A 24,718-nucleotide genomic window follows, 5' to 3' on the forward strand; every position below is an offset into this window, starting at 1 on the left:
GGAACAATCACTAAAAGGTGGGCGGCAAGCGATTGCCGCATCCGCCCAGGAGTCGCTATGTCATCGCAACGTGAAATTCGCCTGAATGCTTTCGATATGAACTGTGTCGGTCATCAATCGCCCGGCTTATGGGCGCATCCCCGGGATCGTTCCTGGCAGTACAAAGATCTGGAGTACTGGACCGACTTAGCACGCCTGCTGGAGCGCGGCAGGTTTGATGGACTGTTTATTGCTGATGTGCTTGGGGTATACGACGTGCTCAATGGCAATAACCAGGCCGCGATTCGGCACGCCACGCAGGTGCCGGTAAACGATCCGCTGGCGTTAATCACGCCGATGGCGCTGGTGACGGAACATCTGGGCTTTGGCCTGACCGCCTCACTGTCGTTTGAACACCCCTACCCGTTTGCGCGGCGGATCTCGACGCTGGATCATCTGACCAAAGGCCGCATTGGCTGGAATATTGTAACCTCCTATCTGGAAAGCGGTGCGCGTAATATCGGACATCAGGCTCAGACCGACCATGATGCGCGCTACGACTATGCCGATGAATATCTGCAGGTTATCTATAAGCTGCTGGAGGGAAGCTGGGAAGATGGCGCGGTCCTGCGCGATCGTGAACGTCATATTTTCAGTGACCCGAATAAAATCCATCCGATTAATCATCAGGGTAAATTCTTCCAGGTGCCCGGCATCCATCTGTGTGAACCTTCGCCGCAGCGCACGCCGGTACTATATCAGGCGGGCGCCTCCAGCCGCGGTAAAGCGTTTGCGGCGGAGCATGCCGAATGCGTGTTCGTAGCGGCTCCTTCAAAAGTGCTGCTGAAGAAAACCGTGGCGGATATTCGCCGGAGAGCCGTTGAAGCGGGACGCGATCCCCGTTCCATACTGATCTTCAACCTGCAGACAGTCATTGTTGGCGAAACCGACCTGGCGGCGCAGGCCAAATGGCAGGAGTACAAGCGCTATGTCAGTTACGAAGGCGCGCTGGCGCTGATCTCAGGCTGGACCGGTATTGATTTCGGGCAGTATCAGCCGGATCAGGTACTGAAACATCTGCACACCAATGCGATTCAGTCGGCGGTTGAGACATTCTCCACTGCCGATCCTAACCGCCAATGGACGGTGCAGGGCCTGGCAGACTGGGTAGGCATCGGCGGATTTGGCCCGCTGCTGGTGGGCAGCGCCGAAACGGTGGCCGATGAGCTGCAAAGCTGGGTCGAAGAGACAGATGTCGATGGTTTTAACCTCGCCTACGCCGTGACGCACGAAACCTTTACTGACGTGGTGGAACTGCTGGTGCCGGAACTGCAAAAGCGTGGCGTCTACAAGCAGGAGTATCAGCCCGGTACGCTGCGTGAAAAGTTATTTGGCCAGGGGCCACGGCTGGCGTTGCCGCATCCGGGTGCCGGTTATCGCCGGAGTGCTGATGTGGAACAGCGAGCAGCAAGGGTGGAAGTTTCATAACAGAGACGGCTGGCTGTCCGGCATGAATAACCGGCGCATAGCAAAGTGCAAAGAGATAAGAGTACGTCTTGTCGCCGGTTGATGACAGGCATTACCGGACCGGTCATTGCTGTTAACCGTTGCAAAACAGGTCTGCCATATACTGCTGAAACTTCACCCGTTTCAGCAGTATAAAAAACAACATTTCGCTGAACGCTACCGGATGAATTTTATATTTCATGCGGGGTCTGGTGTGGGTGAGATATAATCCTATCTTATTGAATTAATTATAATAGTTATCTGATTTTGTTGGTTGTTAACTATGCCAGTAATTCATATAAAACCCTCGCTACCTGCTGAATATAATAACGAGGATACGATGAGTACATTAGAAATTGACAACACCTTAACTGCGCCACCGCCTCACTCTCAACCGGTTCGATCGGTGAGTGATGTGGCCCGGCTGATTAACAGTAACACCGAAAAAAACAGCTATGCGCGCTGGATTGTTTTCCTGGCGCTGGGCGGCGTGTTTCTTGATGCCTACGATCTCACTACCCTCTCCTACGGCATTGATGATGTGGTGAAGGAGTTTGGTTTAACCCCGGTACTCACGGGCCTGGTGACGTCGTCAATCATGATCGGCACCATTGTGGGTAATCTGGTCGGCGGCTGGCTGACCGATAAATATGGCCGTTACTCAGTGTTTATGGCGGACATGTTGTTTTTTGTCGTCTCCGCCATTGCGGCAGGGCTGGCCCCCAACGTCTGGGTGTTGATTGGTGCCCGTTTTCTGATGGGCATCGGCGTCGGGATCGATCTGCCGGTTGCCATGGCCTATCTGGCAGAATTCTCTAAGTTCTCCGGCAAGGGCAATAAAGCATCGCGCCTCGCAGCCTGGTGCCCGATGTGGTATGCCGCTTCGTCTGCCTGCTTCTTTATTATTTTTGCACTCTATTTCCTGCTGCCCGCCGAACATATCGACTGGCTGTGGCGCGCCTCGCTGCTGTTTGGCGCCATACCGGCGCTACTGATTATTGCGGTGCGCAGTAAGTTTATGAATGAGTCACCGCTGTGGGCGGCGAATCAGGGCGACCTGAGCGGTGCGGTGCGTATTCTGCGTGACTCTTACGGCATTGTTGCGCATGAGGAGCCGCCCGCTAAAACCGATGCGGTGAAAGCGAAGCCGAAAGTGCGTTTCCGCGTACTGTTTCAGAAGCCTTATCTGGAGCGCACGGTCGTCAGTGCGGTGATGAACGTCTGTATTTCATTTGAATACACCGCCATCGCTTTCTTCCTGCCCTCTATCCTGGCGCAATTTCTCGGCGCGGGCGTATTTGAAACTATCTCTGCCTCGCTGGGACTGAATGCGTTGTTCGCCTTTACCGGCGGGCTGTTGGGGATGCGACTGGCGTGGAAATTTCCCTCACGGCATGTCGCAATCGCCGGATTTGCGCTGCAGTTTATCGCGCTGATTTCGCTGGCATTGATTGGTCATCCCCAGGCGACAGCTGGCGTGGTGTTTGCGGTGCTGATGCTGGGTTTGTGGCTCTTTGCAGAGGGATTCGGACCCGGCGCGCAGTTGATGATCTATCCGGCGCTCTCCTACCCGACCCACATACGCGCCACCGGTGTCGGCTTTAGTCGTTCGCTCTCCGGTGTGGGCAGCGCGCTGGCGCTGTTTATTCTGCCAATTTTGCAGGCGCGTTACGGCACCAATATGTTCTGGATTGTCTCGCTGGCCGCCCTTATCCCGATTATTTTCCTGTTAATCATTCGTTTTGAACCGACCCGACAGGACATCGATGAACAACCCGACTCAGGAGAGGATCATGTCTGAATTAAATCGTACCGAATTTGACGAACTGGTTCAGCATTTCAGGCCGCTGTTCGCCCGCATCGCTGAGGGGGCAAGTGCCCGTGAAACCGAACGCACACTGTTGCATGAACCGATTCGCTGGCTGAAAGCGGCGCGCTTTGGCACCCTGCGTATCCCTAAAGAAGAAGGCGGCTTTGGGGTTTCGCTGCCGCAGCTATTTGCTCTGCTGACCGAACTGGCTGAGGCAGATTCGAACCTGCCACAGGCGCTGCGTGCGCACTTCGCATTTATTGAGGATCGCCTGAACCAGCCAGCCAGTGAGGATCGGCGTCGCTGGTTCCGCCGCTTTGTGGACGGTGAGCTGGTGGGCAGCGGCTGGAGCGAGATCGGCGCGGTTAAGCTGGGTGAGGTCAACACTCAGGTTTCTCCCGATGAGGGGGGATGGCGGATCAGCGGTGAGAAGTTCTACAGCACCGGCACGCTCTATGCAGACTGGATTGATGTCTATGCTCAGCGCGCGGATAACGGTCGTGACGTGATTGCCCTGGTGAACACCCACCAGAATGAGGTGGAGCGCGATGATGACTGGGATGGCTTCGGGCAGCGACTGACCGGCAGTGGTACGACGCGCTTTCATCAGGCCCGGGTTGAACTGCCCCATGTCTATGATTTCAGTGAGCGTTTCCGCTATCAGACGGCATTCTATCAGCATGTCTTACTGGCCACGCTGGCGGGCATCGGGCGGGCGGTGGTGCGCGATGCTGCTCATGGCGTGGCGCAGCGTAAGCGTATTTACAGCCACGGTAATGCGCCGCAGGTGAAGCAGGATGTGCAGGTGTTGCAGGTGATTGGTCAGATAAGTAGCTGGGCATGGGCAGCCGAAGCCGCCGTCGACCGGGCGACCCACTCGTTGCAGCGGGCATTTGAGCTGCAACTTAGTGGCGCAGATGAGGCACAGCTTCATGCGGCAAACGTGCTGGCCGAAGTAGAGTCCGCTCAGGCACAGGTGGTGGCCGTTGAGCTGGTGACGCGTGCGGCAACAGAATTCTTCAATGCGCTGGGTGCATCTGATACCCGAGTCAGCAAGGCACTCGACCGGCACTGGCGTAATGCACGAACGGTGTCGTCGCACAATCCGGTGATCTACAAGCTACGTAACGTGGGTGACTGGGAGGTGAACGGTACCGATCCGACCTTTATCTGGCAGATAGGCAATGGAAATGGAGTATAAAACCGCTGTTTCATGGGCAGATATTTGCGTTTGGGAATTGATCAGCCTGCAATGGAAGCACCAAACCGACAGATTTCAGTTTATTCGGATGAGAAACTGACGCTGGCCATTTAATAACACTTATACTGTCCGTGATACAGGAAACAGACACGCTAAATGCGAAGGATATTAATTGCCATTTATTAAGTATGAGTCAGGCATTATTATCTTCAAGCCCGAACGTTTATTTTTGCGTAAAGGGAAAAGAGCCAGCATCACATCATGACGCTGGCTCTTTTTTCATCAGCGCGTCTGTTAAGGCTTGCTTACAGGCTCTGGCATAGCTGAAGAGTGATGGGTTGAGATTTTCCAGCCCTTACCATCCCAGACATAAGTGAAGGTATAGCGTGCTGTGACGTGCGTGTTATCTTTAAAAGTAAATGTATAAACGCCGGTATCAATCGCTTTATTACAACCGATTCTGATAGTCCGGGAATCAATTTTACCGCTCGGCCCTTTTTTCAGGAAATCTTTAAAATAATCGATACGTTCCTGATCGGTCAGACGTACCTGATTTGAAATGGTCGGCAGCAAAACGGCATCGCTGACATATAATTCAGAGACTTTTGTTGCATCACCGGTTGCCAGAGAGTCATTCCAGGCGTCAAACAGGTTGGCCACATCCTGCTCTGAGGCTCTGACACAGGTCACAGACTGTTGTGCCTGCGTAACAACTGGGGCGCAGGAGAGACCTAAAAGGCACAGCGATAATAACGTTTTTTTCATGAAAACATCCTCATATTTACCCTGGGTGAAGCCGACGTTCTGTGCGTTCTTCCAGACGCCGCCATAAAATGTGTATAACTCGTTAATACGTTTTAATCCGGCTGATCAGCCAGAATAAGACTGCTGCGACAAATACATTAGCCGCTTTATTCGATTAAAAAGCTGATGCAAATACTTATCGACGCTTTTGATATGCAGGGGAACAAGATAGATGAAAGGAAGTGCTGTCTGGTATTTAAATCGGCGATAAGCTGGTATTTAGTTTTTTGTTCTGAGGGTTAATGCCTGGGTCTCTTTTGGTAGCGTAAATGACATGTCGCCTGTTCAGAACTATGAACGTAATATCGGGAAGTTGTGTTTAATTTATGTACTCTATAAAAATTTTAAAAGGATATTGCCTGTGAGCAGTATTATATGGAACCTTTTTATGAGTTATTAATTTAACTGACTAACTAATTAACGTAGTCTGCCATTTTTCAACATCTCTATTTTGATGCTCCTGCTCATTATTGCGCTGGGAAAATAAAGCATCGTGATGCGCTGATTTAATTAAATAATGATTAAACCGTTCATACCTTGGTTTAAACGCGCCTTAGTTTGAGACATTTTTTTGCGTCGTGGTTTCACTTGAACAACTCGCAGTGAGTTACGTTCAGCTATTGATAAAGCGTGTGACCTGTACCTGCCCTGACTGACTGCGATGAGCGTCAATCCGTTAAAAGCCAGACGGGATCAGTTACGATATACTAACTTCGTATAATTGTTCTTATACGAAATCATGACATAGGGAAGGTGCCGGGTTAAGATGGATAGCAGTAGAGTTCGTCCTGAAAATGACAACGCTACGTAAATTCTGCCCGGTTATCCCCCTGCTTAGTTCTCAGAATTAACGTAGCGCGATCATCGGCATCTTTGGTTGATAAGTGAGCAAATATGAGTGAGTTAGTGCCGTTAACCCCTCTGACGGTTGACCGGAATAGCGATATCACCGAGCGGCTCCGGCAGTTCGTTCAGGATAAAGAGGCTTTCTCACCTAACACCTGGCGACAGCTGCTTAGCGTAATGCGAATCTGCAATCGCTGGTCGGAAGATAACCAGCGCAGCTTCCTGCCGATGAGTGCAGACGATTTGCGTGACTATCTTTCTTTTCTGGCTGAAAGCGGCCGGGCCTCCTCAACCGTCACTTCACACGCGGCGTTAATTTCGATGTTACACCGTAACGCCGGATTGCCGGTGCCCAATGTCTCTCCGCTGGTTTTCCGGACGATGAAGAAGATAAACCGTGTGGCGGTGATCAACGGTGAGCGGGCAGGCCAGGCCGTGCCCTTCAGGCTGAGTGACCTGCTGGCGCTGGATGAAGAATGGTCAGGTTCTGATAACCTTCAGGCGCTTCGCGATCTGGCTTTTTTACATGTGGCTTATGCAACACTACTGCGTATCAGTGAACTGTCGCGTTTGCGGGTGCGGGATGTGATGCGTGCCGGCGATGGTCGCATCATTCTGGATGTGGCATGGACAAAAACTATTGTGCAGACCGGCGGATTGATTAAGGCGCTCAGCGCCCGTTCAACTCAGCGACTGGAAGAGTGGATTGAAGCGTCAGGGCTATCCAGCCAGCCTGATGCCTGGCTGTTTACTGCAGTACATCGGTCTGGCCGGCCACTGATTGGCGAAAAGCCGATGAGCACAAGGGCACTGGAACAGATCTTTAGCCGTGCATGGCGTACTGCCGGAAAAGAGGGCGCAGTGAAGGCCAACAAAAATCGCTACACCGGCTGGAGTGGCCACAGCGCAAGGGTGGGTGCTGCGCAGGATATGGCAGATAAAGGCTATCCGATTGCCAGGATCATGCAGGAAGGCACGTGGAAAAAACCAGAAACACTGATGCGCTATATCCGCCATGTGGATGCACACAAAGGTGCCATGGTGGAGTTTATGGAGCAATATGGTGACCCTGATTATCCTGGCTGATGGCTCCTGAAAAGAGAATAAAGCCCCTTTTTCAGGCTGAAGTTATCCACAGAAAAAGTGGACAGCCTGTGTGTAAGCCGGTACGGATGAACGCTGCGGCGGGCATCCACAGCGTTCATCCGGCTGATTTAATTGATTTATCCTTACTGCCCTAACGCATGCTGCGAATCTGTCTGCAAAACAGGAGCCGCTATCCATAATAAGGGCATGCTGCAATGCATGGTCAGACCTGCTTTGGTAAACATCTGCCTTCAGAGGGAAGGATAATGCTTCTGGCCGGGTTAATTGTCATGCAGCCTTTGTCACTGCTCATACGCTAATCATCCCACCATTCTGGCTTCAAATTCGTAAGAACAATCAACAGGACAATCCTCACCTGTCCGCTGCGGCCAGAAATCGCCGGCAGCGGAAAGAGTGAATGTCATCAGTACTTATTTTTACCGGGCAAAGCCTTTCTGCTTATCACAGCCGCCGTGGCAGCCGCTGCAACTCCCCTTTTCCTCCCTGAGCATGACCGGTATTGACTGCACCCGGCTTCCCGCTTTTCGCAATGCCAGCAGGATGATTCCGTTCAGCACCAGCACGTTTATCAGGCAGGTCGCACTGAATGCAGGATGGTCGGCAAAAGTGACGGTCTGGTAAAACAGCGTGGCCGTGGTGTAGGCGATGTTGAGTCCCCAGAAGAATGAGAACATCATCCATTTTTTACCGGCTTCCCGCGCAATAGCCCCCATGACCGAGACGCAGGGAACATAGAGCAGGACAAAAATTAAGTAACTGTAAGCGGCAAAACCACTGCCAAATTTGGCAGACATCACGCCCATCGAACCAGTCGCCATCTCACCATCGCCTTTACTGGCATCGATGGGATGGGCCAGCGCATCAATTCTGAAGGCAGCCGTTAACCCCGCCCAGGTCTCTGTCAGCGCCTCTTTAAGCTCACCAGGCAGGTCAAAAGCCTGCGGATCAAATGGACTGCTCTGGATTGCCTCTGTGGTGTAAAGGCTGTTGAGCGTGCCGACCACGACCTCTTTCGCCATGATGCCGCTCACCAGCCCCACTGTTGCCTGCCAGTTATCCTGAGTGACACCAATCGGCAACAGCATGGGCGTGATCGCTTTGCTGGTCGCCGCCAGCGCAGAGTGGTTAATGTCATTAACCATCTGGCCATTAAAGGCAAAGCTGCTCAGTACGCCAATCAGCATGCTCACCAGGATAATCACCTGTCCGGCTCGCACCACAAACATTTTCAGCCGTTGCCAGGTCTGCAACAGCAGGCTTTTGAGGTGAGGCCGGTGATAGACCGGCAATTCCATGATAAACGGCGAGGCTTCTCCGCCCAGCAGGGTATGCTTAAGCACCAGCCCGGTCGCGATGGCCACCACAATGCCCAGCAGATAGAGGGAGAAAACCAGGCTGGAACTGTGGGTGTTAAAGAATGCCGCAGCGAAAACCGCAAAAATCGCCAGCCGTGCGCCACATGACATAAAAGGCGCAATCAACACCGTCAGCAGACGCTCACGCGGTGTATCCAGCGTCCGTGTCCCCATGACCGACGGGACATTACAGCCAAAGCCGACAATCAGCGGCACAAAGGATTTTCCCGGCAGGCCCAGTGACTGCATCAGACGATCCATCACAAAAGCGGCGCGCGCCATGTAGCCGGAGTCTTCAAGGAAAGCGAGGAACAGGAACATCAGGCCAATCTGCGGAATGATCGGCAGCACGGTATTGATACCGGCACCGATACCCTGCGCCAGGAAAACCGTCAGCCAGTCAGGGAAGTGGCAGACATAGCCCAGCCATTGCGCACCATGAATGAATATCGCCACCGAACTGCTGTCGAACAGTGGCTGTAGCGCAGCACCGATGTTAATTGAAAGCACGAACATTACATACATCACCGCCAGGAATATCGGAATGCCCAGCCAGCGGTTCAGCACAATTTTATCGATCCTGCGGGTCAGACCGGCGGGCATTGCGTGATGAATGTTACTCACTGCCGCGCAAAGCGCATTGATGGTGCGATAGCGGTAATCGGCAATCTGTACGCCGGTCTCTCCTCCGGCCTGCTGCATAATCTCGGGCAAATGCGGAACCAGCGCCGGACAAAGTTTCTGACTGTTGATATCCCCTTCCAGCAGTTGCAAGGCCAGCCAGTAGCGTTTTTGTGGGGCTATGGCGGCGGGCATCTGTTGGCAGAGCTTCTCAATGGCCGTTTCAATCGCGGCCGGATAACGTACCCGTTCCGGTGCTCTGTAAATATGGGGCTGGTCAATCAGCGCTTTGAGCTGGGCAATGCCATCACCTTTGGTTGAGGTCAGTGAAACGACCGGACATCCGAGATGAGCTGACAGTGCTGCGACATCAATAGTGATGTTCTGGCTGGCGGCAATATCCTGCATGTTCAAAACGACAATGCAGGGCACGCCCAGTTCCAGCAGCTGAAAGGTCAGGAACAGATTACTTTCCAGACTGGAGGCATCGACGACGTTAATCACCACATCGGCGTGATCCTGATAGAGATACTGGCAGGCGATGCTCTCATCTATCGAGCTTTCAGCAGATAGCGTTGTCAGCGATCGGGTGCCTGGCAGATCAATAAGCCTGACATCTGACTGCGCGGTAAAAAATTGACCCTCTTTGCGCTCAACCGTGACGCCAGCCCAGTTCCCGACCCGCTGTCGGGCACCGGTGAGCTGGTTAAACAGCGTGGTTTTGCCGGTATTAGGGTTACCAATCAGCCCGATGGTTATCTTCTTCATCAGACGATTTCCTCCAGGATGATGTCATCCAGGTCACGCTGCCGCACCGCCAGGCTGACACGGCGGGTAGAGATCTGCACCGGATCGCCCATTGGCGCCACGCGAATGACCTCAATAACTGCGCCGGGAAGCATACCCATTGTCAGTAATTTCTGGCGCCAGGCGGAATTTACCGATGGCTGATAGCCAAGGATCCGGTAGGTGCTGCCCATATTCATTGCCATATCACGCCCTGCCTAAAAGTAAGAAGCACTCATTCTATAAATGATACTCGTTTCGGTTTTTGATCTGGCATCAGGCAGGCAGAAGAAAACTGCCGTCAGGGTCAACGGCAGGTCAACAGCGCATTAAATGGGGGTTCTTCGAGGCGCGCGTTCAACAGTTAAAGGCGGATGTGGAGAATGTTGAATCATTCCCGCACTCTACATTTAGTTACATCATTCAATGTACCGTAAATAACTATTACGGCCCTTCGGGCCGTGCGGGGCGGCTAGTCAATGAGCACTCGGATTCACAGAACGGCTCCGTTCAGGTTTAATCAAAAAAACCAATCTGGCAGGATATTGCCGGTAACGTAATCTGCTCAAATAGGGTGTTGTAACTAAATTGCGGCCGCTGTAATGAAAGAAAGGCGTCCTGGAAGGATCATTTTCACAATGGCAGTGCCCTGATTTTCAGGCCACCACCAGGTGATGAGCGAATAAGGATTACTTAAGAACCCGAACCGTTTTTACATCAATCTCAACACTGTTCCAGTCTTTATCAACTTCACCTTCAAGACGGACTTTATCACTCGGTGATAACGATTGTCCCATCCAGCGCTTGTCATCAATATCGACATTAATCGTTCCGGTAGCATCTTTGAACTCATAAAGTTCATGCCCCACTTGTCTGATGATGTTACCTTCCAGAACGACCCATGCGTCATCACGCAGCGTCTTAACCTGAGCGACAGAAGAGACGCCGGGTGTCGGACCTTTAAATCCGCCCTGAGAATACCCCTGCCCTGCTGGATTAACAAAACCTTCCTGTGCAGCAACTCCAAAACTCATACCGGCAAACAATGCTGCTAAAAGAAACTTTTTCATATTTATCTCCGTTAAAATTGTCGGGCTAATTTACGATGCAGATCTTAACGGGATCTTAAGAAAATTGATTACCTCCATGTGTTTTAAAAATGTAATGAGCATGATGAGCACGATAAATCCGCATCAGAAAAACAATCAAAGTTTAATCCATGTTGTTAAAAAAATAAATTAATCGATAAACAATTACGTGAGTGGTGAATTTTTAACATTCAGTGTATTATGGTCATTGTTACGCTTTCACTTTGCATCATTTCTTATAAATCCCATAGCTAACATGTCTGTTAACGGATATTATTTCCTGGCATAGATATATCCCAGTATTAAAACATTATGTATCGCAGTTTTGCTCATTAACTATTTTTTTCTTTTTAAAACCACTCAACTGAGTGGTTTTTTTCTATGCCTGATTCCCGATGATAGTAACAGAACCCAGTAACGCTGCGTATGCAGTGTATCGACAACGGATTCCATTCGGAATGCAGCCCTTTCTGGCATTAAAAGGGGAAGAATGTTGCCTGATACTGTCTGAAAATGCATAAACAGAAGAGGAGAGTGGTTAAAGGCCGATATGCTTTGCAACTTTCTCAGAGAGTGGTGATAGCCTGATGCCCCCCCAAACTGACAAGAGATAAAGGAAAATGCGGAATTTACCGAAGAGCGGAGACTCGCCAGCGTGAGCCTCCGAATAAATGCGTTTAGTTCAGTCTTTGAGCATCAGCCTATGCTTCTTACAGATTCATTTTTGGTATTCGAGCTTAAGTTTCTTTTCCTCTACCTTGCTGGTTTTCTTCCTGATTCTCTCAGTAAAAATTCTGCCTTCGCTTCCGCAAGTACTGGTCGCAAAACAATCAATACCCGCCATGGTTGCTTACTCCTGAGCAACCCATGATATTGATCCAGATCATTCTCATCCTGATAAAGAGGCAAACTGCCGGATTGTTAGCATGTCGTTTAACAATCACAGCGAATAATGCCGCATCTTCTTAAAAAGAAACGACAGGAAAGTAAAATGACATCTTTTAATTCTGGCAAGAAATTCGCTTTTGCTATAGCGATGATAACTTCTGTTATGTCCCTTTCCGCCTGCTCAAGCAATTATGTGATCTCCACCAACGATGGGCACATGATTACGACTCATGGCAAACCCGCAAAAGATAAAGAAACAGGCATGATCTCTTATAAAGACACGGATGGAAACATGCATCAGTTACAACAGCACGATGTTAAAGAGATTGTGCAAAAGTAAATCTGCTTTAATAGCACTCTTAATCATTATCCTGAAAATCTGATTCTGTGGGAAAACTGAGCAATGAAAATTTCTGTAATTGGCTTTGGCTTATTATTGTGTGCATCCTCCTCTGCCATGGCCATTGGCCTGAATGCTGAACAAAGTAAAAACACCTCGGTACTGGACGCAGAAATCGGCCGTTCATCCGGCGGGCTTTATGTTGATGGTCAGTGGATCAAAAATACGGCGGATGGTGTTCAGATTGGTCAGGCGGGTACCGGTTATAACCTTGAAATTGGACCTGTGATGCTGACGGCTGGCGTTAAAGCCGCTTACATCGGCGGCAAAAAAGGAGATAACGGCGTTGCGTTTCCTGTTGGCGGCGGTGTGAAAATCAATCTGCCTGCTAATTTTGCGTTGTATGGAGAAGGTTATTCCGCCCCGGAACAGCTGACCAACAGCGTTAAGAATTTCGTTGAGGCCAATGGCGGTGTCAGCTGGTCACCTGTGGATCCACTGGTGTTAAAAGTGGGCTATCGCTATGCGGGTGTTGATGGCAAAGATGGACGTCCGGGACATACCCTGATCGATGGTCCCTATATCGGTGGTGGCCTGACATTTTAACGTCGGATGACTCTTCCCTTTTTTTGTGGTGAGGAAACCCTGCCGATCGGTTTCCTTACTCAATCACTCGTCTCAACTCAGGCGGGGAGCACTGAGAAACAGATTATGAAACCTCTTATGCTGATGTTATTTACTCTCTGTCTGACCGGATGTGTGCAGTATAAATGGGTCAAGCCAGATGCATCTGAACAGCAGGAAACAATTACGGAAACAGCCTGTCGGGCCCAGGCACTGCGGGATTTACCCCCTGACAATGTCGTTAGCGGTAAATACACCTCAAAAGACAGTAAATATAAAACCACTGACACCGATTACTCCACCAGCGACGCCAATGAAAGCCAGCGAGAGATACTGGTTAAAGATTGTATGTTTAAAAGAGGCTGGCAACAGATCGAGGTACAGCAATAGCCCCATTCCCCTGACTGAGGCCAGGTCAATCCCTGGCCAGCTCTAGTCAGCGTCAGAGGTCAGGTTCAGGTTTTATTTCTGTATCATCCTCTTGCCGATCAGTACGCTGCCGCCGGCACCGTTCCGAGCAATACAACACCTCGTCCCAGCATCGTTCCCACTTTTTTCGCCATGACATCGGTTTATTACACGTTTTGCAGTAGCGAACCGGTAATGACTTTTTATTGCCTTTGAACACGCCAGTCTCTCCTGAGAACCCCTTATATCGCTGACAATAGCGTCTCTTATACAGTTTAGCTTGCTTGTGAGTAAGTATTGAGGGCAATTGAGATCGCACTGTTTACCGCTTCATCGGCGCATAAGGCAATATGGTACCCGGATGATGTGGCTCAGGTTTCCTTGATTAGCGGAAAGCCTCTCTGGCCCCATACGGCGGCTAAAAAGTCATTACGCCCCTAAATAATCAATCCAGGGTCATACAGGTCACGCGTGATTCTGACTGTTTTATCCCCCTTTACTGGGGTTTGTCTCTCCAGGCTTTTAAAACAAAGCCATAACCCGTCTGGTGATGATCGCCTTAACCAGAACGTTAATTAAGTGATAAATTAATCTGATTTCATGGCCTTACATATTGTCTGAATAAATCAGCCACCTGATGGTTATTTTTTAGTAATTTTGCTATGCGTCCTTTACAACCCTATTATGGTGGCCTCATGGACATATCCAGCCTTATCTGGAGAAGTATGCACGGTGACTGCCTCTCAGAACAAAGCAGGTCCGCGATTAGCGAAGCGATTCCGCTGGAAAAGCGGCGTGAAAGCCCGGTTTATCCATAACGTAACTAAATTATTGGGCATCATCAGATGAGGCACCTTTTTGACATTTTGAGCGAAGAGTGTAAAAAAAAGAGTAACTTTACTTTTGTTTAAGGGTCTTACGTTAATTACAGTTTAAACTCTTTGAGAAAGCGATTAATATGTTGGCGTTGAACTATCGGTTCTGTATTTTGATTCTTCGAAGGCAAGCATCCTAAAAAAGCAGGTCTGACGAAAAGCATCAGCGTGAACCCGCTCTGTATTTTATTATCTGAACATGACTATGGTGACTTTGATGAGTGACACTCTCAACAGCTTGAATAATATCCGTACCCTTCGCGCAAACGCTCGCGAGCTTGACCTTGCTGCCCTGGAAGAAATGCTGGAAAAACTGTCGGTTGTGGTGAGTGAGCGACGTGAAGAAGCACAGGCTTCTGAAGCAGCTAATCGTGAAAAAGCTGAGAAACTGGCAAAGTACCGTGAATTACTGTTGCAGGAAGGTATCGATCCTAACGAACTGTTAAATGGTATGCCGACTGCACCAGCCGTGAAGAAAAAACGCGCGCCTCGTCCGGCTAAATATCAGTACACCGACGAAAATGGTGAGGTTAAGCAGTGGACTGGCCAGGGCCGTACCCCATCTGCTATTAAATCTGCCATTGATGCAGGTAAATCGCTGGATGATTTCCTGATTTAATCCAGTATGCATAATGAAACACCGCCTGCATCAGGCAGGCGGTTTTTTCACCATAAATGGTCAGGTTTAAGCATCTCAATTACCGGCCAGCCTGTACCCTTTCCTTTCTCATCTTGTTATTGTCTCTCCATCCATAATCCTGCTCAGGCGTTACCCTGAACTCAATAACTGAAAAGCTTTACGCAGTCACGCAACAGGTAATGGGTTTCATTCTGTTCTCTCAACCGCTTTATTTATTCAGCGATTGCGTGTGGCGGCTGTGATAATTTCCAGTCCGATCTGCTGACCATAAGAGAGCTCTAGCGTATTGCCATCAGGATCGGCAAAAAATGCCCAGTATCCGACTGGCACACCAGATTGCTGCGCGTCGCGTCGCAACACACCTTCGAGCCGTGCGAGTGCCACTTTTTCATCTATCTCTTCACGGCTGCTACAGGCCACCCCTATATGACCAAATGGACCCAGCGGCGTATCTACACTGTTGTCAGATTGCACCAGCACCAGCGCAAAAGGTCGGGTTAAATCCGACAGCCACGCCACTTTCTGTGCTTCAGGAATGCCAGGTTCACGCTGATGTATCACCTGCATCCCGGCATAACGCTGATAAAAATCTACGCTCTTCTCTAAATCCCGTACCTGTAAAGCAAGATGAGTGAAACCGGTATCGTTTGACATGGCCGCTCCCTGTTTAAGTTGAGCAGTCACCATGCCACAGGCAGGATTCAGGATTTGATCACGGATGCTCAGCCGCTACGTTCTTCACACATGGCCTGGTTACGCCCTGCCCGTTTCGCGTGATACAAAGCCTCATCCGCGCGCGCTATCAGCGATTCTTTTTCCTGTTGTGAGTCTGAAGCAAGATAGACGGCGCAGCCTGCACTCAGGGTGACGTGCTTTTGCGGCAGTTCCGTGGTGAGATGCGGAATATCGAGCCTGTTAACAGCGTCTATGATCGATTCAGCGAAGTTCAACGCGGCTGACAACGGCTGTCCGGGCAAAATAATGGCAAACTCTTCGCCGCCATATCGGGCCGTAAGTTCGTTTTTGCGGCGGGCGGCGTTCTTCAGAACAGTAGCCACTTTTTTCAGGCAGTCGTCACCCGCCACATGGCCGTAGGTATCGTTGAAACGTTTAAAATAATCGATATCGAGCAGGATCAATGACACGTGCAGGCCACTGTGCTCCGCGTTCTGCAGGCATTCAGTCAGCATGTGATCAAAATGGCGCCGGTTGGCAACACCCGTCAGCCCGTCACTCTGAGCCAGATTTTCCAGTGCGCGATTAGCCGCGGTCAGGTCATCGCGTAATCGGGTCAGCTCAAGCTGATAACGCAGTGTATGCCGTGCCTGACGCAGTACAAATGTACCCAGTAAAAGAATAACAATCAGCAGCGCCAGGCTCAGAATCAGATCATGTACCCAGCTCTTGAGCCAGTGGTTAAACAGCGCGCGCTTGTCATATCCCGCGGCCACCACCAGCGGGTATCGCTGTGAGCGGACAAAGCCAAAGATGCGTTTTTTACCATCAAGCGCAGCGGTCCACTGACCGCTGCCTTTATCCGCATGGGCCAGCATCCTGAGGAAAAGCGGACTCACTGAGAGGTTTTTGCCGATGTAGCTATCCGGCATCGGACGGGCGTAAAGCACGGTACTGTCTGCCAGCATCAGTACCAGTACATCGCCTTCGCTAAGTTCATAATAGCTGTAGAAACGGCGGAAATAGTCCACTTTGATGGTGGCGAGTAAGACGCCCCGAAAGCCGTTAAAGGCATCGTTCACACGCAGCGTAACCGGGATCACCAGCTCGTGAGTGGTGCGGCTGCGAAGCACCGGGCCGACGTGCAGGGTATCGCGCGGGCTGGTGCGGTGATAATCGAAATATTCACGATCGGAATTATTGATGTCAGGCGGTATCCGGCTCATAGAAGTGGCTATCCATTTCCCCTGCGCATCATAGTAGAACAAACCGTGTAGTTGTGGCAGGTGGCTCTGCAACAGGCGCATCGTCTGGCTCAGCGCCTCGCCATCTACACCGGTTGTGGCAATCTGCTTTTCGAGCTCGCGTTGCACCTCGCGCAAAGAGAGCTCGGTCTGCAAAAATGTATCGTCCGCCTGGCGCGCCTGTGACAGTGACAGATTAACCGCCGTATCTTCAGCTTTATCGACGGTTTCATTCCAGTCTTCCCGCAGCGTCCACACATTTAAGCCAATCACCGCCACGCTGAGCAATACGCCTGAAAGGATAATACTTCTTAGCAGCGGCGAGATTTTTGGCGCTGAACCCTCATTTTTTTGGCGAAACTTCATGCCTGTCCTTAATAAACCCTGTTGACTGATTTAAGCACAGTTAATCAAAAGCAAAAATGCAAATCCCACAATCCTGTTTCAACAATGATAATCCGCAATTAACCAGCAGATTTCGCTTAAAATTTCTTCTTTATTGGTTCAACCAGCACCATTAATAGAGGATTAATAGCGAATAAGACTACACTAGCGCTTCAAATATCACGTGGGTAAATGTTACCCTTGCCAGCTGAATAATTTGCACTTCATTGATTAATTTGAGTATTTGAGGATTTGTTATGAGTAAAAACCTGAGCAGCCTGAACAATATCCGCACGCTTCGTGCAGAGGCGCGCAATATGGCTTTGGATATGCTGGAAGAGTTACGCCAGAAATTAGAGACCGTGGTAAATGAACGTCGTGAAGAGGAAAACGCGCGAGCAGCGGAAGCGCGTGAGAAAGCAGAAAAACTGGCGTTCTACCAGGAGCTGTTAATGGAAGAAGGGATTAACCCGGCGGAGCTGGTGAAGAGCGCATCCCCCTCGGTAACCGGCAAAAAGAAACGCGCAAAGCGTCCGGCGAAATACCGTTACAATGACGAAAATGGTCAGGTTCGTTACTGGACGGGTCAGGGCCGAACGCCCTCCGTAATTAAGGCGGCCATTGAAAACGGCCAGTCGCTGGATGATTTCCTGCTGTAGTCGCATTTATTTCTGCCGGAATAGTGACCGTCATTACGCGGGAATATTCCGGCAGGCAAAGTCACAGGCGCAGAAATTCATCCGGGCCTGGTCACTCATCGTCCTGTCGTAATGTCTCATCACTCATCACCGGATGCGGCCCCCGAAATGTCCGGCGCCACTCGCTGGGAGAGACGCCAAACCGGGATTTAAAACGCTGACGAAATGACACGGGCGAATCAAAACCCGCCTTTTCTGCCACACATTCAATGCTGATGCCGGTGGTTTCGAGTAATAGCTGGCTGCGTTGCAGACGCTCTGCTGTCAGCCACTCTCCCAGGGACATGCCTGTCGCCTTGTGAAAATGACGCGTCAGCGTTCGCCTGCTCATGCCAAGCGTCCGCGAAAGTGAGTCAAGATCCTGCGGCTGATGCAGATTCTGTCGCAGGGACGCCAGCAACGCGTTGATCTTACTGTCACGCGTTGTTTCCGGAACCGGCCGCTCAATGAACTGCGCCTGACCGCCTTCACGGTAAGGCGGCACCACCATGCGTCTGGCTACCCGATTAGCCATGGCGCTGCCATAGTGGTGACGGATGATATCCAGGCAGCAGTCGATGCCCGCCGCGGTGCCGGCAGAGGTGATCAGACGAGTGTCACGGGTATAAAGAGCATTACTGTCGAGGTGAACCTGCGGAAAGCGCTCGCTGAAGTCACGCTCAAATTCCCAGTGAGTGGCAGCACGATGCTTATCGAGCAAACCTGCATAAGCCAGTACGTAAGTGCCCAGACATAGTCCAACGATCTCTGCGCCGCGCTGCCAGGCTGCCACCAGCTTATCAAGCAGCGCCTGCGCAGGTTTTTCAGCCGGATTATGCCAGTAGGGCACGATAATAATGTCCGCCTGATCAAGCGGGTCAAGACCCTGTTCCACCGTAATTGACAACCCCATCTCTGAGATGACCGGGCCTGGTTCCAGTGCGCAGATATCAACATGAAACAGATCCTGCTGCGGCAGGGCTGAGCCGAACAGAATACAGGGAACTGAAAAATGAAACGGACTAAAACCGGCCGTTGCCAGCACCGCGACCCTCAGAGCAGCCATCCTCTCCCCCTTATTGTGTGACAGCGTAGTGTTGAGAACTCACGGCACAATTGTGCCGGTTTAGTGCCACGACGCTCAGAACGTCATTGTGTCACCATCTTCCGGGATCAGCACCTGGTCAGCAATACCCTGTTCGGTAGTCCAGGCACGCAGCTCCGCGCGCGTCAGCAAACAGTGGTTGATCGCCTCCATGTGTGAGGCAACCAGCGTTGCGTCAGGCAGGATATTCAGCGTGCGCTGGGTATCCTCTTTTCCCATGATAATCGGGCCATAGAGATCGTTGGTTGCATTGCCGATATTCATTACCACCACCTGCGGCTGAAAACGTTGCAGCGCTCTGACATAGGGTTTGACCCATACGGTATCGCCAGCTATATAGAGGGTTTTTTCTGCCGGATGGGTAAAGACCAGGCCACAGGCGTCACCCAGAATATCGCCCATCACTTTGTCGGCATATAAGGCATTGCTGCCGTGCTGACCGTCGGTTTTATAAATCGTCAGGCCATCAACAAACGGATTCTCATCCTGCAGCACGCGAACATTTTCAAACCCCTGCGAACGAATCAGCGCTGCATCCGTTTCATCCTGGCTGTAGATCATCATCGTCTTCGGCACTAGCTGCTGCGCAGCCTCATCCCAGTGATCCATATGCGTGTGAGTAATAATCACCGCATCGACTGCCAGCAGTGCAGCGACCGGGACAGGCAGCTCAACCATCGGATTTCTAAGATGCGGACGGGCATTTCCGGCAAACCCGGGCCAGGCCTCTTTTTCGGCCAGCATCGGGTCGATCAGGAATTTTTTGCCTGCATAGTCCAGTAGCAGGGTGGCATTACGAATCTGGGTCAGCTTCATTTTGGCTCCGTGAACAGTCTCAGTGAAATCAGCCAGGCTTACTGGCTACCATAAGGTCACTTTACGGCACTGTTTACCTGCGCGTAACAGGCTCAGAGGACAGTGTTCGATGGAATCGGGCCAAACTGCGATTTTTTTTGTGGCAGGATTAATGGATTGCTGACAAATTGAGGATAAAAAAATGCCGCAGCAGGCTGCGGCATGTCATTTCAGATTCGCATCAGAAATCGGCTTTCAGAACCACACGGTAATTGGCTTTACCGGCGCGAACGTGATCCAGCGCTTTATTGATGTCAGACATCGGGAAGAACTCAACCTGTGGCGCAATATCCGCACGCGAGGCGAGTCGCAGCAGCGAACGCAGCTGGCCTGGTGAGCCGGTTGATGAACCGGTCACCGCTTTGTCACCCAGGATCAGATCGAAAGCACTCACTTCAATCGGCTTCATTACGGCACCCACGGTGTGGAATTTACCCTGAGGTGCCAGCGCAGCGAAATAAGGTTTCCAGTCCAGGTCGACCGCCACAGTACTCAGGATCAGGTCAAAACGGCCTGCCTGCTTTTTCAGAGCTTCTGGATCACGGCTGTTAACCACTTCATCCGCGCCCATATCCAGGATCGACTGCTTCTTATCTGGCGTTGAGCTGAATGCCACCACTTCGGCACCCATCGCGTGCAGGATCTTGATTGCGATATGGCCAAGTCCGCCGATACCAATCACACCCACACGGCTGGTTGCCGTGATGTTGCTCATCAGCAGCGGTTTAAACACGGTGATACCGCCACACAGCAGCGGACCGGCGCTCGCCACATCCAGTTTTTCTGGCAGCGGAATAACCCATTGCCAGTCAGCACGCAGCTTCTCGGCAAAACCACCTTTGTTCATGATGGTCGGGATGCTGCCCTGCTGACAGTTAACCTGCTCGCCGTTAATACAGGCATCGCAGTGCTGACAGCTTTTTGCTGTCCAGCCGATTCCTACACGCTGGCCGACTGAAAGACCTTTGTTCTTAGCCGCTTCGCCCAGGGCTGAAACCCGGCCAATCACTTCATGTCCTGCAATCACCGGGAACTGAGAGATGCCCCACTCGTTGTCGATCATCGACAGATCTGAGTGGCAGACGCCACAATATTCGACCTGGACTTCGACTTCTTCGGCTGCCAGTTCGGCGGCATCGTACTCATAGAGTTCAAGGGCCTGGCCAGCCTGCATGGCTGCATAACTTTTAATTTTCATTCATACCTCTGCGTGGTTAATCACCGACAAGTGTAACAACTGAAAGCCCGCCCTGCCTGGTCGTTACGCTTACACCGCACTTTTTTGTCTTTTATGCTGATAAATCAGCCCTTAACCTGCGCACCGGAAAGAGTTTGTAACACCTTGAGCTGCGCGACGGCTTCCTGCATCGCATCCATCCCCTGCGTCAGTTCACGCAGGCTGCCGAGATGCTTCGCAATGTCAGCGCGCTCATGTCGCGTCTGTTGATTCATGGCCGCCAGCGTATCGGCTGCACTGATACTGCGCTCTGCCATCTGGGCGGCGGTCTGCGCCGAATCACTGGCCACCAGCCGGATACGTGAGATGGTGCTGACTGCCTCACCGATGTTACTGGCCGTAGCTTCAGCCTGCTCTTTTGAGGAGTGCGCCAGACGACGAACTTCGCCCGCGACCACAGCAAATCCCCGCCCAGCCTCGCCTGCACGAGCCGCTTCTACTGCGGCATTCAGCGCCAGGATGTTGGTCTGGAAAGCAATATTGCTGATGCCATGCGTAATCTCATTGATGCCGTTGGAAATTTTCTCCAGATCGTCCAGACCATCATCCAGCCGGCCCTGCGCCTGCTGACTCTCGGTGGCGATGTTACTGATGTTACGGATACTGCTCTCTGCCAGGCTCAGGGTTTCTCCCTGGCTCTGAGTGGCTGTTTCCAGCACCGGCAGCGCCTCCATCAGCGGCGTCAGCGCCTGCTGATAAGTGATAACCCGATCCAGCACCCGCGTCTGGATGCTGTTCAGCGCTTCCCAGCGGCGCAACGCTCGCTGCGCGTAGTGTGCCGCGTAGCCGGCGTACTCTACCGGGAACTGGCTCATCGCTTTGACGTCATGATTAAAGAACACCAGCGCGGAGAGCGTCTGATTGATGGGCACACCCAGGATTTCGCCGAAGCTGGAAAAACCGGCGGCGGCAATGCCTTTGAAGAAATGGGCATTATGCAGCTTATCGGCATTACCGACACGGCGCAGGATACAGTCGTTCATCAGGATCGCCGCGGGTTTGCCATGCTGAGCGGTAAAAGCCTGCCACTCCTGCTGCGTCGTCTGTTTAAAGTCTTTCTCTTCCATCAGGAACAGTCGATCGCCAAACTCAAGATCGCAGAAAAAGTGTACGCCGCCCGATTCAATTTTGGCGATCGAGCGAATAAAGTACTCGCCGCCAACTTTAACGCCAAAAGTGAGCCCCTTTAGCCGTTCGCTCAGTTGCGCTTCGTTGCAGTTGAGATGTTCACACAGCGCCGCAACAAACGATTGCTGCTGCCCCTGGCGGTTAAATACTGACGTTACAGTACGCGCAACCGGATCGGCTTCAGCAATCAGCCAGCTCTGATCGCGTGGCGTAAAGTTCTGGCTTTTAAAAGGAGCAAATGATTTTCCTGGCGCCATCTGGCAGAACACAATCACAGCCTTGCCCTGCAACACCCTGCCACCTGTACCAATCCAGGTGCCATCAAAGGTGATTTTACCCCCGGCAGAACCGCCAATCGCCAGGCAGGGAAAGCGCCCGCTGTTATACCAGGCCTGCATCAGAAAGCCTTCAGATGCCGATAATCCGTCGCAGTAAATCATGGCGAAAGTACGATCGGCCGAGAGCGGCATCCGCACTTGCAAGCGCGCCAGCTCCTGCTGGATGGCGGTGATGCGCTGGCTGGCCGTCTGCGTGTCGGCGACATGCAGATCAACAATATGCGTCTCATGGCGTGCGATCAGTGTGTCCGGCAGCCAGAGGTAGCTTCCCTCCGGGCCATTGCCATCACAGTAGGTGCTTTGCGATCTGCTGCTGCTCAGCGCGCCGTTGGAAGAGAGCGTCAATACCGTCAGGTCGGCGGAATTGAATCGCTGCCAGGCCTGACTGACCCGCTGAAAATCGGCTTCAGGCGGAACGAAGGTCATCAGGATGCCGCCCGCCCGCGAGCTTAAACCCACGGAGGCCAGTGAATCTGGCAACGCACGACAATCGTAGGTGCCATTGGCAGGCTGACTGCTACTCCTAAGACGGGCAACAGGCAGGTGTCTTTTGATCGTCTTAATGATCGACATATTATTATTTTCGCTTTTATTTGAGTAATTTGCGCTTAAATCAGCGCTTTCTGGTGTGTATAAAAGGAGGGCTAAAAGCATGTCCGTTCGCGTTCAGAACTCGTCGCGGAGTGCCGGGTTCATCAATGATCGGCGCACTCAACGCCTGTTGGTTATCGCCAGTAGCGGGAAAACCTTTAACGATTGCTGCAGTTGGTTTAATGGATGAAGATGTTATATTTTCGTAGCATAAAATAAGCTTTAGCGTGATTTTACCGGGAAGATATAAGGCTGTGCGGGTGACTGATGTTTACTGTTTGCGATACAGACTCATCAGTGCGACAATTGTAATGTCAAGTGTAAATACAAAGGAACTCGCTATGGGCACAATTAACATTCGAATCGATGATGACCTGAAGACACGATCCTATGCTGCGCTCGAAAAAATGGGTGTGACTCCTTCTGATGCGCTGCGCCTGATGCTTGAATATATTGCAGATAATGAACGTCTTCCCTTTAAGCAAACGTTACTCAGTGACGAAGATGCGGCGTTAGTAGACATAGTTAAAGAACGCCTGCGAAACCCTGAGCCTGTCCGGGTCACACTGGATGACCTTTAATGACCTGGCAACTGGAGTTCGATCAGAGGGCACTGAAAGAGTGGCGCAAGCTGGGCCCGACAGTACGTGAACAGCTTAAAAAGAAGCTGGCTGAGTGTCTTGAGTCACCCAGAATTGAGGCGAACAAACTCAGCGGGATACCTGACTGCTATAAGATCAAGCTAAAGTCATCCGGTTATCGACTTGTATACCAGATTATTGATGACCGGGTGGTGGTTTTTGTGGTGGCTGTCGGGAAAAGAGAGCGCTCAGAGGTTTATTCTGCCGCTTCCAGGCGTCTCTCTTAAACAGGCGACTTCACCGCTAACAAACAAAGCGGCGCTATTCCTGTTTACCTGTCACTCTGCTGGTTCCAGTGCTGTTCGCAGCGCTCCCGAGCTTCGGCAGGCAGGTCGCGTAAATCTGGCAGCGTGTCGCCGGAACCGTAGCCCATTGATCCCCTCGCTTCCTGCTGTTCATCCTGCGCGGCGAACGTGATTTTCTCATCCAGCTGCTGCCAGCTATCGCCCTGCTGCCGGTAGATGACAGCAAAAGTGGGCGTCTGTACATCATCGCCGTAAATCTCATATTTCTGCTTCTGCTCGTCAGAGCCCAGCTCAAGCGTATCGATTAAGGTCGCATTACTCATAGCACTCTCCTTTTTCGTCAGGTCTGTAAGCGTAGTTCATCACCTACGGCCCTGCCGACACTATCCCCCTTCGAAAAATTAACATCACTATTATCAATCAATTAAGTATGTGCATTTGCATAAACGAAGCGGACGACTATGCTTGCAGATGTGACTAGCTAGTCCTTTTTATCTAATGGAACATTGATATGAGGTCTTCCTATGACACAACAGAAATACAGAGGTGGTGCCGGCAATTTTGCCAACGATCCAGAACGGGCGAGTGAAGCTGGCAGTGCAGGAGGCAAGGCCAGTGGGGGCAATTTCAAAAACGATCCTGAAAAAGCCAGGGAAGCCGGTCGGAAAGGAGGCAAAATTAGTCGCCGTCCTTCTAAGTAATTCTGAATAAAGCGCTTTA

25 protein-coding genes are annotated in these 24,718 nt (G+C 51.3%); 12 read left to right on the forward strand and 13 right to left on the reverse strand.

From position 1 onward, the window contains the following. The first annotated feature begins 57 nt into the window (after positions 1-57). The 3 genes from AFL22_RS18255 to AFL22_RS18265 all read left to right on the forward strand — a co-directional run bounded on the left by AFL22_RS18255 (position 58) and on the right by AFL22_RS18265 (position 4,496). Positions 58-1,467 (forward strand): LLM class flavin-dependent oxidoreductase, encoded by a 1,410-nt coding sequence (locus AFL22_RS18255; RefSeq protein ID WP_052271871.1) that lies wholly within the window; start codon positions 58-60, stop codon positions 1,465-1,467. A gap of 358 nt (positions 1,468-1,825) precedes the next feature. Further along, complete coding sequence (locus tag AFL22_RS18260) at positions 1,826-3,286, forward strand: MFS transporter (RefSeq protein ID WP_052271872.1); 1,461 nt, start codon at positions 1,826-1,828, stop codon at positions 3,284-3,286. Further along, complete coding sequence (locus tag AFL22_RS18265) at positions 3,279-4,496, forward strand: monooxygenase (protein WP_052271873.1); 1,218 nt, start codon at positions 3,279-3,281, stop codon at positions 4,494-4,496. The genes AFL22_RS18260 and AFL22_RS18265 overlap by 8 nt, the downstream gene beginning before the upstream one ends. 294 nt (positions 4,497-4,790) lie before the next feature. Here AFL22_RS18265 and AFL22_RS18270 read toward each other — a convergent pair whose 3' ends face one another. Then, complete coding sequence (locus tag AFL22_RS18270) at positions 4,791-5,261, reverse strand: SgcJ/EcaC family oxidoreductase (protein WP_033770116.1); 471 nt, start codon at positions 5,259-5,261, stop codon at positions 4,791-4,793. 933 nt (positions 5,262-6,194) lie between these two features. Between AFL22_RS18270 and AFL22_RS18275 the strand changes: the two genes are divergently transcribed. Then, entirely contained in the window at positions 6,195-7,232 is a 1,038-nt protein-coding gene (locus tag AFL22_RS18275; protein ID WP_052271874.1) for a tyrosine-type recombinase/integrase, read from the forward strand. A gap of 437 nt (positions 7,233-7,669) precedes the next feature. Here AFL22_RS18275 and feoB read toward each other — a convergent pair whose 3' ends face one another. From feoB to AFL22_RS24675, 4 genes are all read right to left on the reverse strand, one after another. Then, on the reverse strand, positions 7,670-9,997 hold the full coding sequence (gene feoB / locus AFL22_RS18280) for a Fe(2+) transporter permease subunit FeoB (RefSeq protein ID WP_052271875.1): 2,328 nt from the start codon (positions 9,995-9,997) through the stop codon (positions 7,670-7,672). Beyond that, positions 9,997-10,221 carry a FeoA domain-containing protein gene (locus tag AFL22_RS18285; RefSeq protein ID WP_022624265.1) on the reverse strand — a complete coding sequence of 75 codons (225 nt, stop codon included), beginning with the start codon at positions 10,219-10,221 and terminating at the stop codon, positions 9,997-9,999. Before AFL22_RS18285 ends, feoB begins: the two co-directional genes overlap by 1 nt. A gap of 483 nt (positions 10,222-10,704) precedes the next feature. Beyond that, the gene (locus AFL22_RS18290) at positions 10,705-11,085 is read right to left on the reverse strand and encodes a YgiW/YdeI family stress tolerance OB fold protein (protein ID WP_010257071.1); all 381 of its coding nucleotides are present in this window, start codon (positions 11,083-11,085) and stop codon (positions 10,705-10,707) included. Between the two features lie 736 nt (positions 11,086-11,821). Continuing rightward, on the reverse strand, positions 11,822-11,947 hold the full coding sequence (locus AFL22_RS24675) for a hypothetical protein (protein WP_277814010.1): 126 nt from the start codon (positions 11,945-11,947) through the stop codon (positions 11,822-11,824). Positions 11,948-12,094: 147 nt separating this feature from the next. Here AFL22_RS24675 and AFL22_RS18295 point away from each other — a divergent pair, with 147 nt between their 5' ends. The 3 genes from AFL22_RS18295 (at position 12,095) to AFL22_RS18305 (ending at position 13,345) form a co-directional block, all read left to right on the forward strand. Then, complete coding sequence (locus AFL22_RS18295) at positions 12,095-12,331, forward strand: YgdI/YgdR family lipoprotein (protein ID WP_010257065.1); 237 nt, start codon at positions 12,095-12,097, stop codon at positions 12,329-12,331. Positions 12,332-12,394: 63 nt separating this feature from the next. After that, positions 12,395-12,937: a YfaZ family outer membrane protein gene (locus AFL22_RS18300; RefSeq protein WP_033770122.1), complete on the forward strand. Its 543-nt coding sequence runs from the start codon at positions 12,395-12,397 to the stop codon at positions 12,935-12,937. A gap of 105 nt (positions 12,938-13,042) precedes the next feature. Next, positions 13,043-13,345, forward strand: coding sequence for a hypothetical protein (locus AFL22_RS18305; protein WP_029519489.1), 303 nt, complete (start codon positions 13,043-13,045; stop codon positions 13,343-13,345). A gap of 52 nt (positions 13,346-13,397) precedes the next feature. On the opposite strand, the gene AFL22_RS23580 is transcribed toward AFL22_RS18305, so the two are convergent. Beyond that, a complete protein-coding gene (locus AFL22_RS23580; protein WP_010671932.1) occupies positions 13,398-13,583 on the reverse strand; it encodes a DUF2256 domain-containing protein in 186 nt (61 codons plus the stop codon). Positions 13,584-14,455: 872 nt separating this feature from the next. Between AFL22_RS23580 and AFL22_RS18310 the strand changes: the two genes are divergently transcribed. Then, a complete protein-coding gene (locus AFL22_RS18310; protein WP_010257055.1) occupies positions 14,456-14,857 on the forward strand; it encodes an H-NS family nucleoid-associated regulatory protein in 402 nt (133 codons plus the stop codon). A gap of 237 nt (positions 14,858-15,094) precedes the next feature. On the opposite strand, the gene AFL22_RS18315 is transcribed toward AFL22_RS18310, so the two are convergent. Continuing rightward, complete coding sequence (locus AFL22_RS18315) at positions 15,095-15,532, reverse strand: VOC family protein (protein ID WP_010257053.1); 438 nt, start codon at positions 15,530-15,532, stop codon at positions 15,095-15,097. A gap of 68 nt (positions 15,533-15,600) precedes the next feature. Beyond that, positions 15,601-17,163: a sensor domain-containing diguanylate cyclase gene (locus AFL22_RS18320; RefSeq protein ID WP_052271876.1), complete on the reverse strand. Its 1,563-nt coding sequence runs from the start codon at positions 17,161-17,163 to the stop codon at positions 15,601-15,603. A gap of 275 nt (positions 17,164-17,438) precedes the next feature. Here AFL22_RS18320 and AFL22_RS18325 point away from each other — a divergent pair, with 275 nt between their 5' ends. Then, positions 17,439-17,840 carry an H-NS family nucleoid-associated regulatory protein gene (locus tag AFL22_RS18325; protein WP_010671934.1) on the forward strand — a complete coding sequence of 134 codons (402 nt, stop codon included), beginning with the start codon at positions 17,439-17,441 and terminating at the stop codon, positions 17,838-17,840. 91 nt (positions 17,841-17,931) lie between these two features. Here AFL22_RS18325 and AFL22_RS18330 read toward each other — a convergent pair whose 3' ends face one another. From AFL22_RS18330 to AFL22_RS18345, 4 genes are all read right to left on the reverse strand, one after another. After that, positions 17,932-18,924, reverse strand: a complete 993-nt coding sequence (locus AFL22_RS18330) for a helix-turn-helix domain-containing protein (RefSeq protein WP_052271877.1) — start codon at positions 18,922-18,924, stop codon at positions 17,932-17,934. 75 nt (positions 18,925-18,999) lie between these two features. Continuing rightward, positions 19,000-19,779 carry an MBL fold metallo-hydrolase gene (locus AFL22_RS18335; protein ID WP_010257042.1) on the reverse strand — a complete coding sequence of 260 codons (780 nt, stop codon included), beginning with the start codon at positions 19,777-19,779 and terminating at the stop codon, positions 19,000-19,002. A gap of 220 nt (positions 19,780-19,999) precedes the next feature. Then, positions 20,000-21,016: an NAD(P)-dependent alcohol dehydrogenase gene (locus AFL22_RS18340; RefSeq protein WP_010257039.1), complete on the reverse strand. Its 1,017-nt coding sequence runs from the start codon at positions 21,014-21,016 to the stop codon at positions 20,000-20,002. 104 nt (positions 21,017-21,120) lie between these two features. Continuing rightward, complete coding sequence (locus AFL22_RS18345) at positions 21,121-23,094, reverse strand: methyl-accepting chemotaxis protein (RefSeq protein WP_052271878.1); 1,974 nt, start codon at positions 23,092-23,094, stop codon at positions 21,121-21,123. 359 nt (positions 23,095-23,453) lie between these two features. Between AFL22_RS18345 and AFL22_RS18350 the strand changes: the two genes are divergently transcribed. Both AFL22_RS18350 and AFL22_RS18355 read left to right on the forward strand, forming a co-directional pair. Then, positions 23,454-23,693: a type II toxin-antitoxin system RelB/DinJ family antitoxin gene (locus tag AFL22_RS18350; protein ID WP_010257033.1), complete on the forward strand. Its 240-nt coding sequence runs from the start codon at positions 23,454-23,456 to the stop codon at positions 23,691-23,693. After that, positions 23,693-23,980: a type II toxin-antitoxin system RelE/ParE family toxin gene (locus AFL22_RS18355; RefSeq protein WP_052271879.1), complete on the forward strand. Its 288-nt coding sequence runs from the start codon at positions 23,693-23,695 to the stop codon at positions 23,978-23,980. Before AFL22_RS18350 ends, AFL22_RS18355 begins: the two co-directional genes overlap by 1 nt. A gap of 44 nt (positions 23,981-24,024) precedes the next feature. Here AFL22_RS18355 and AFL22_RS18360 read toward each other — a convergent pair whose 3' ends face one another. Then, complete coding sequence (locus AFL22_RS18360) at positions 24,025-24,321, reverse strand: hypothetical protein (RefSeq protein WP_052271880.1); 297 nt, start codon at positions 24,319-24,321, stop codon at positions 24,025-24,027. Between the two features lie 201 nt (positions 24,322-24,522). Between AFL22_RS18360 and AFL22_RS23585 the strand changes: the two genes are divergently transcribed. Further along, positions 24,523-24,699 carry a KGG domain-containing protein gene (locus AFL22_RS23585; RefSeq protein WP_010257023.1) on the forward strand — a complete coding sequence of 59 codons (177 nt, stop codon included), beginning with the start codon at positions 24,523-24,525 and terminating at the stop codon, positions 24,697-24,699. Positions 24,700-24,718 lie beyond the last annotated feature (19 nt).

The organism is Pantoea sp. CFSAN033090 (assembly GCF_001264395.1).
In the GTDB taxonomy this organism is placed as follows: domain Bacteria; phylum Pseudomonadota; class Gammaproteobacteria; order Enterobacterales; family Enterobacteriaceae; genus Pantoea; species Pantoea agglomerans.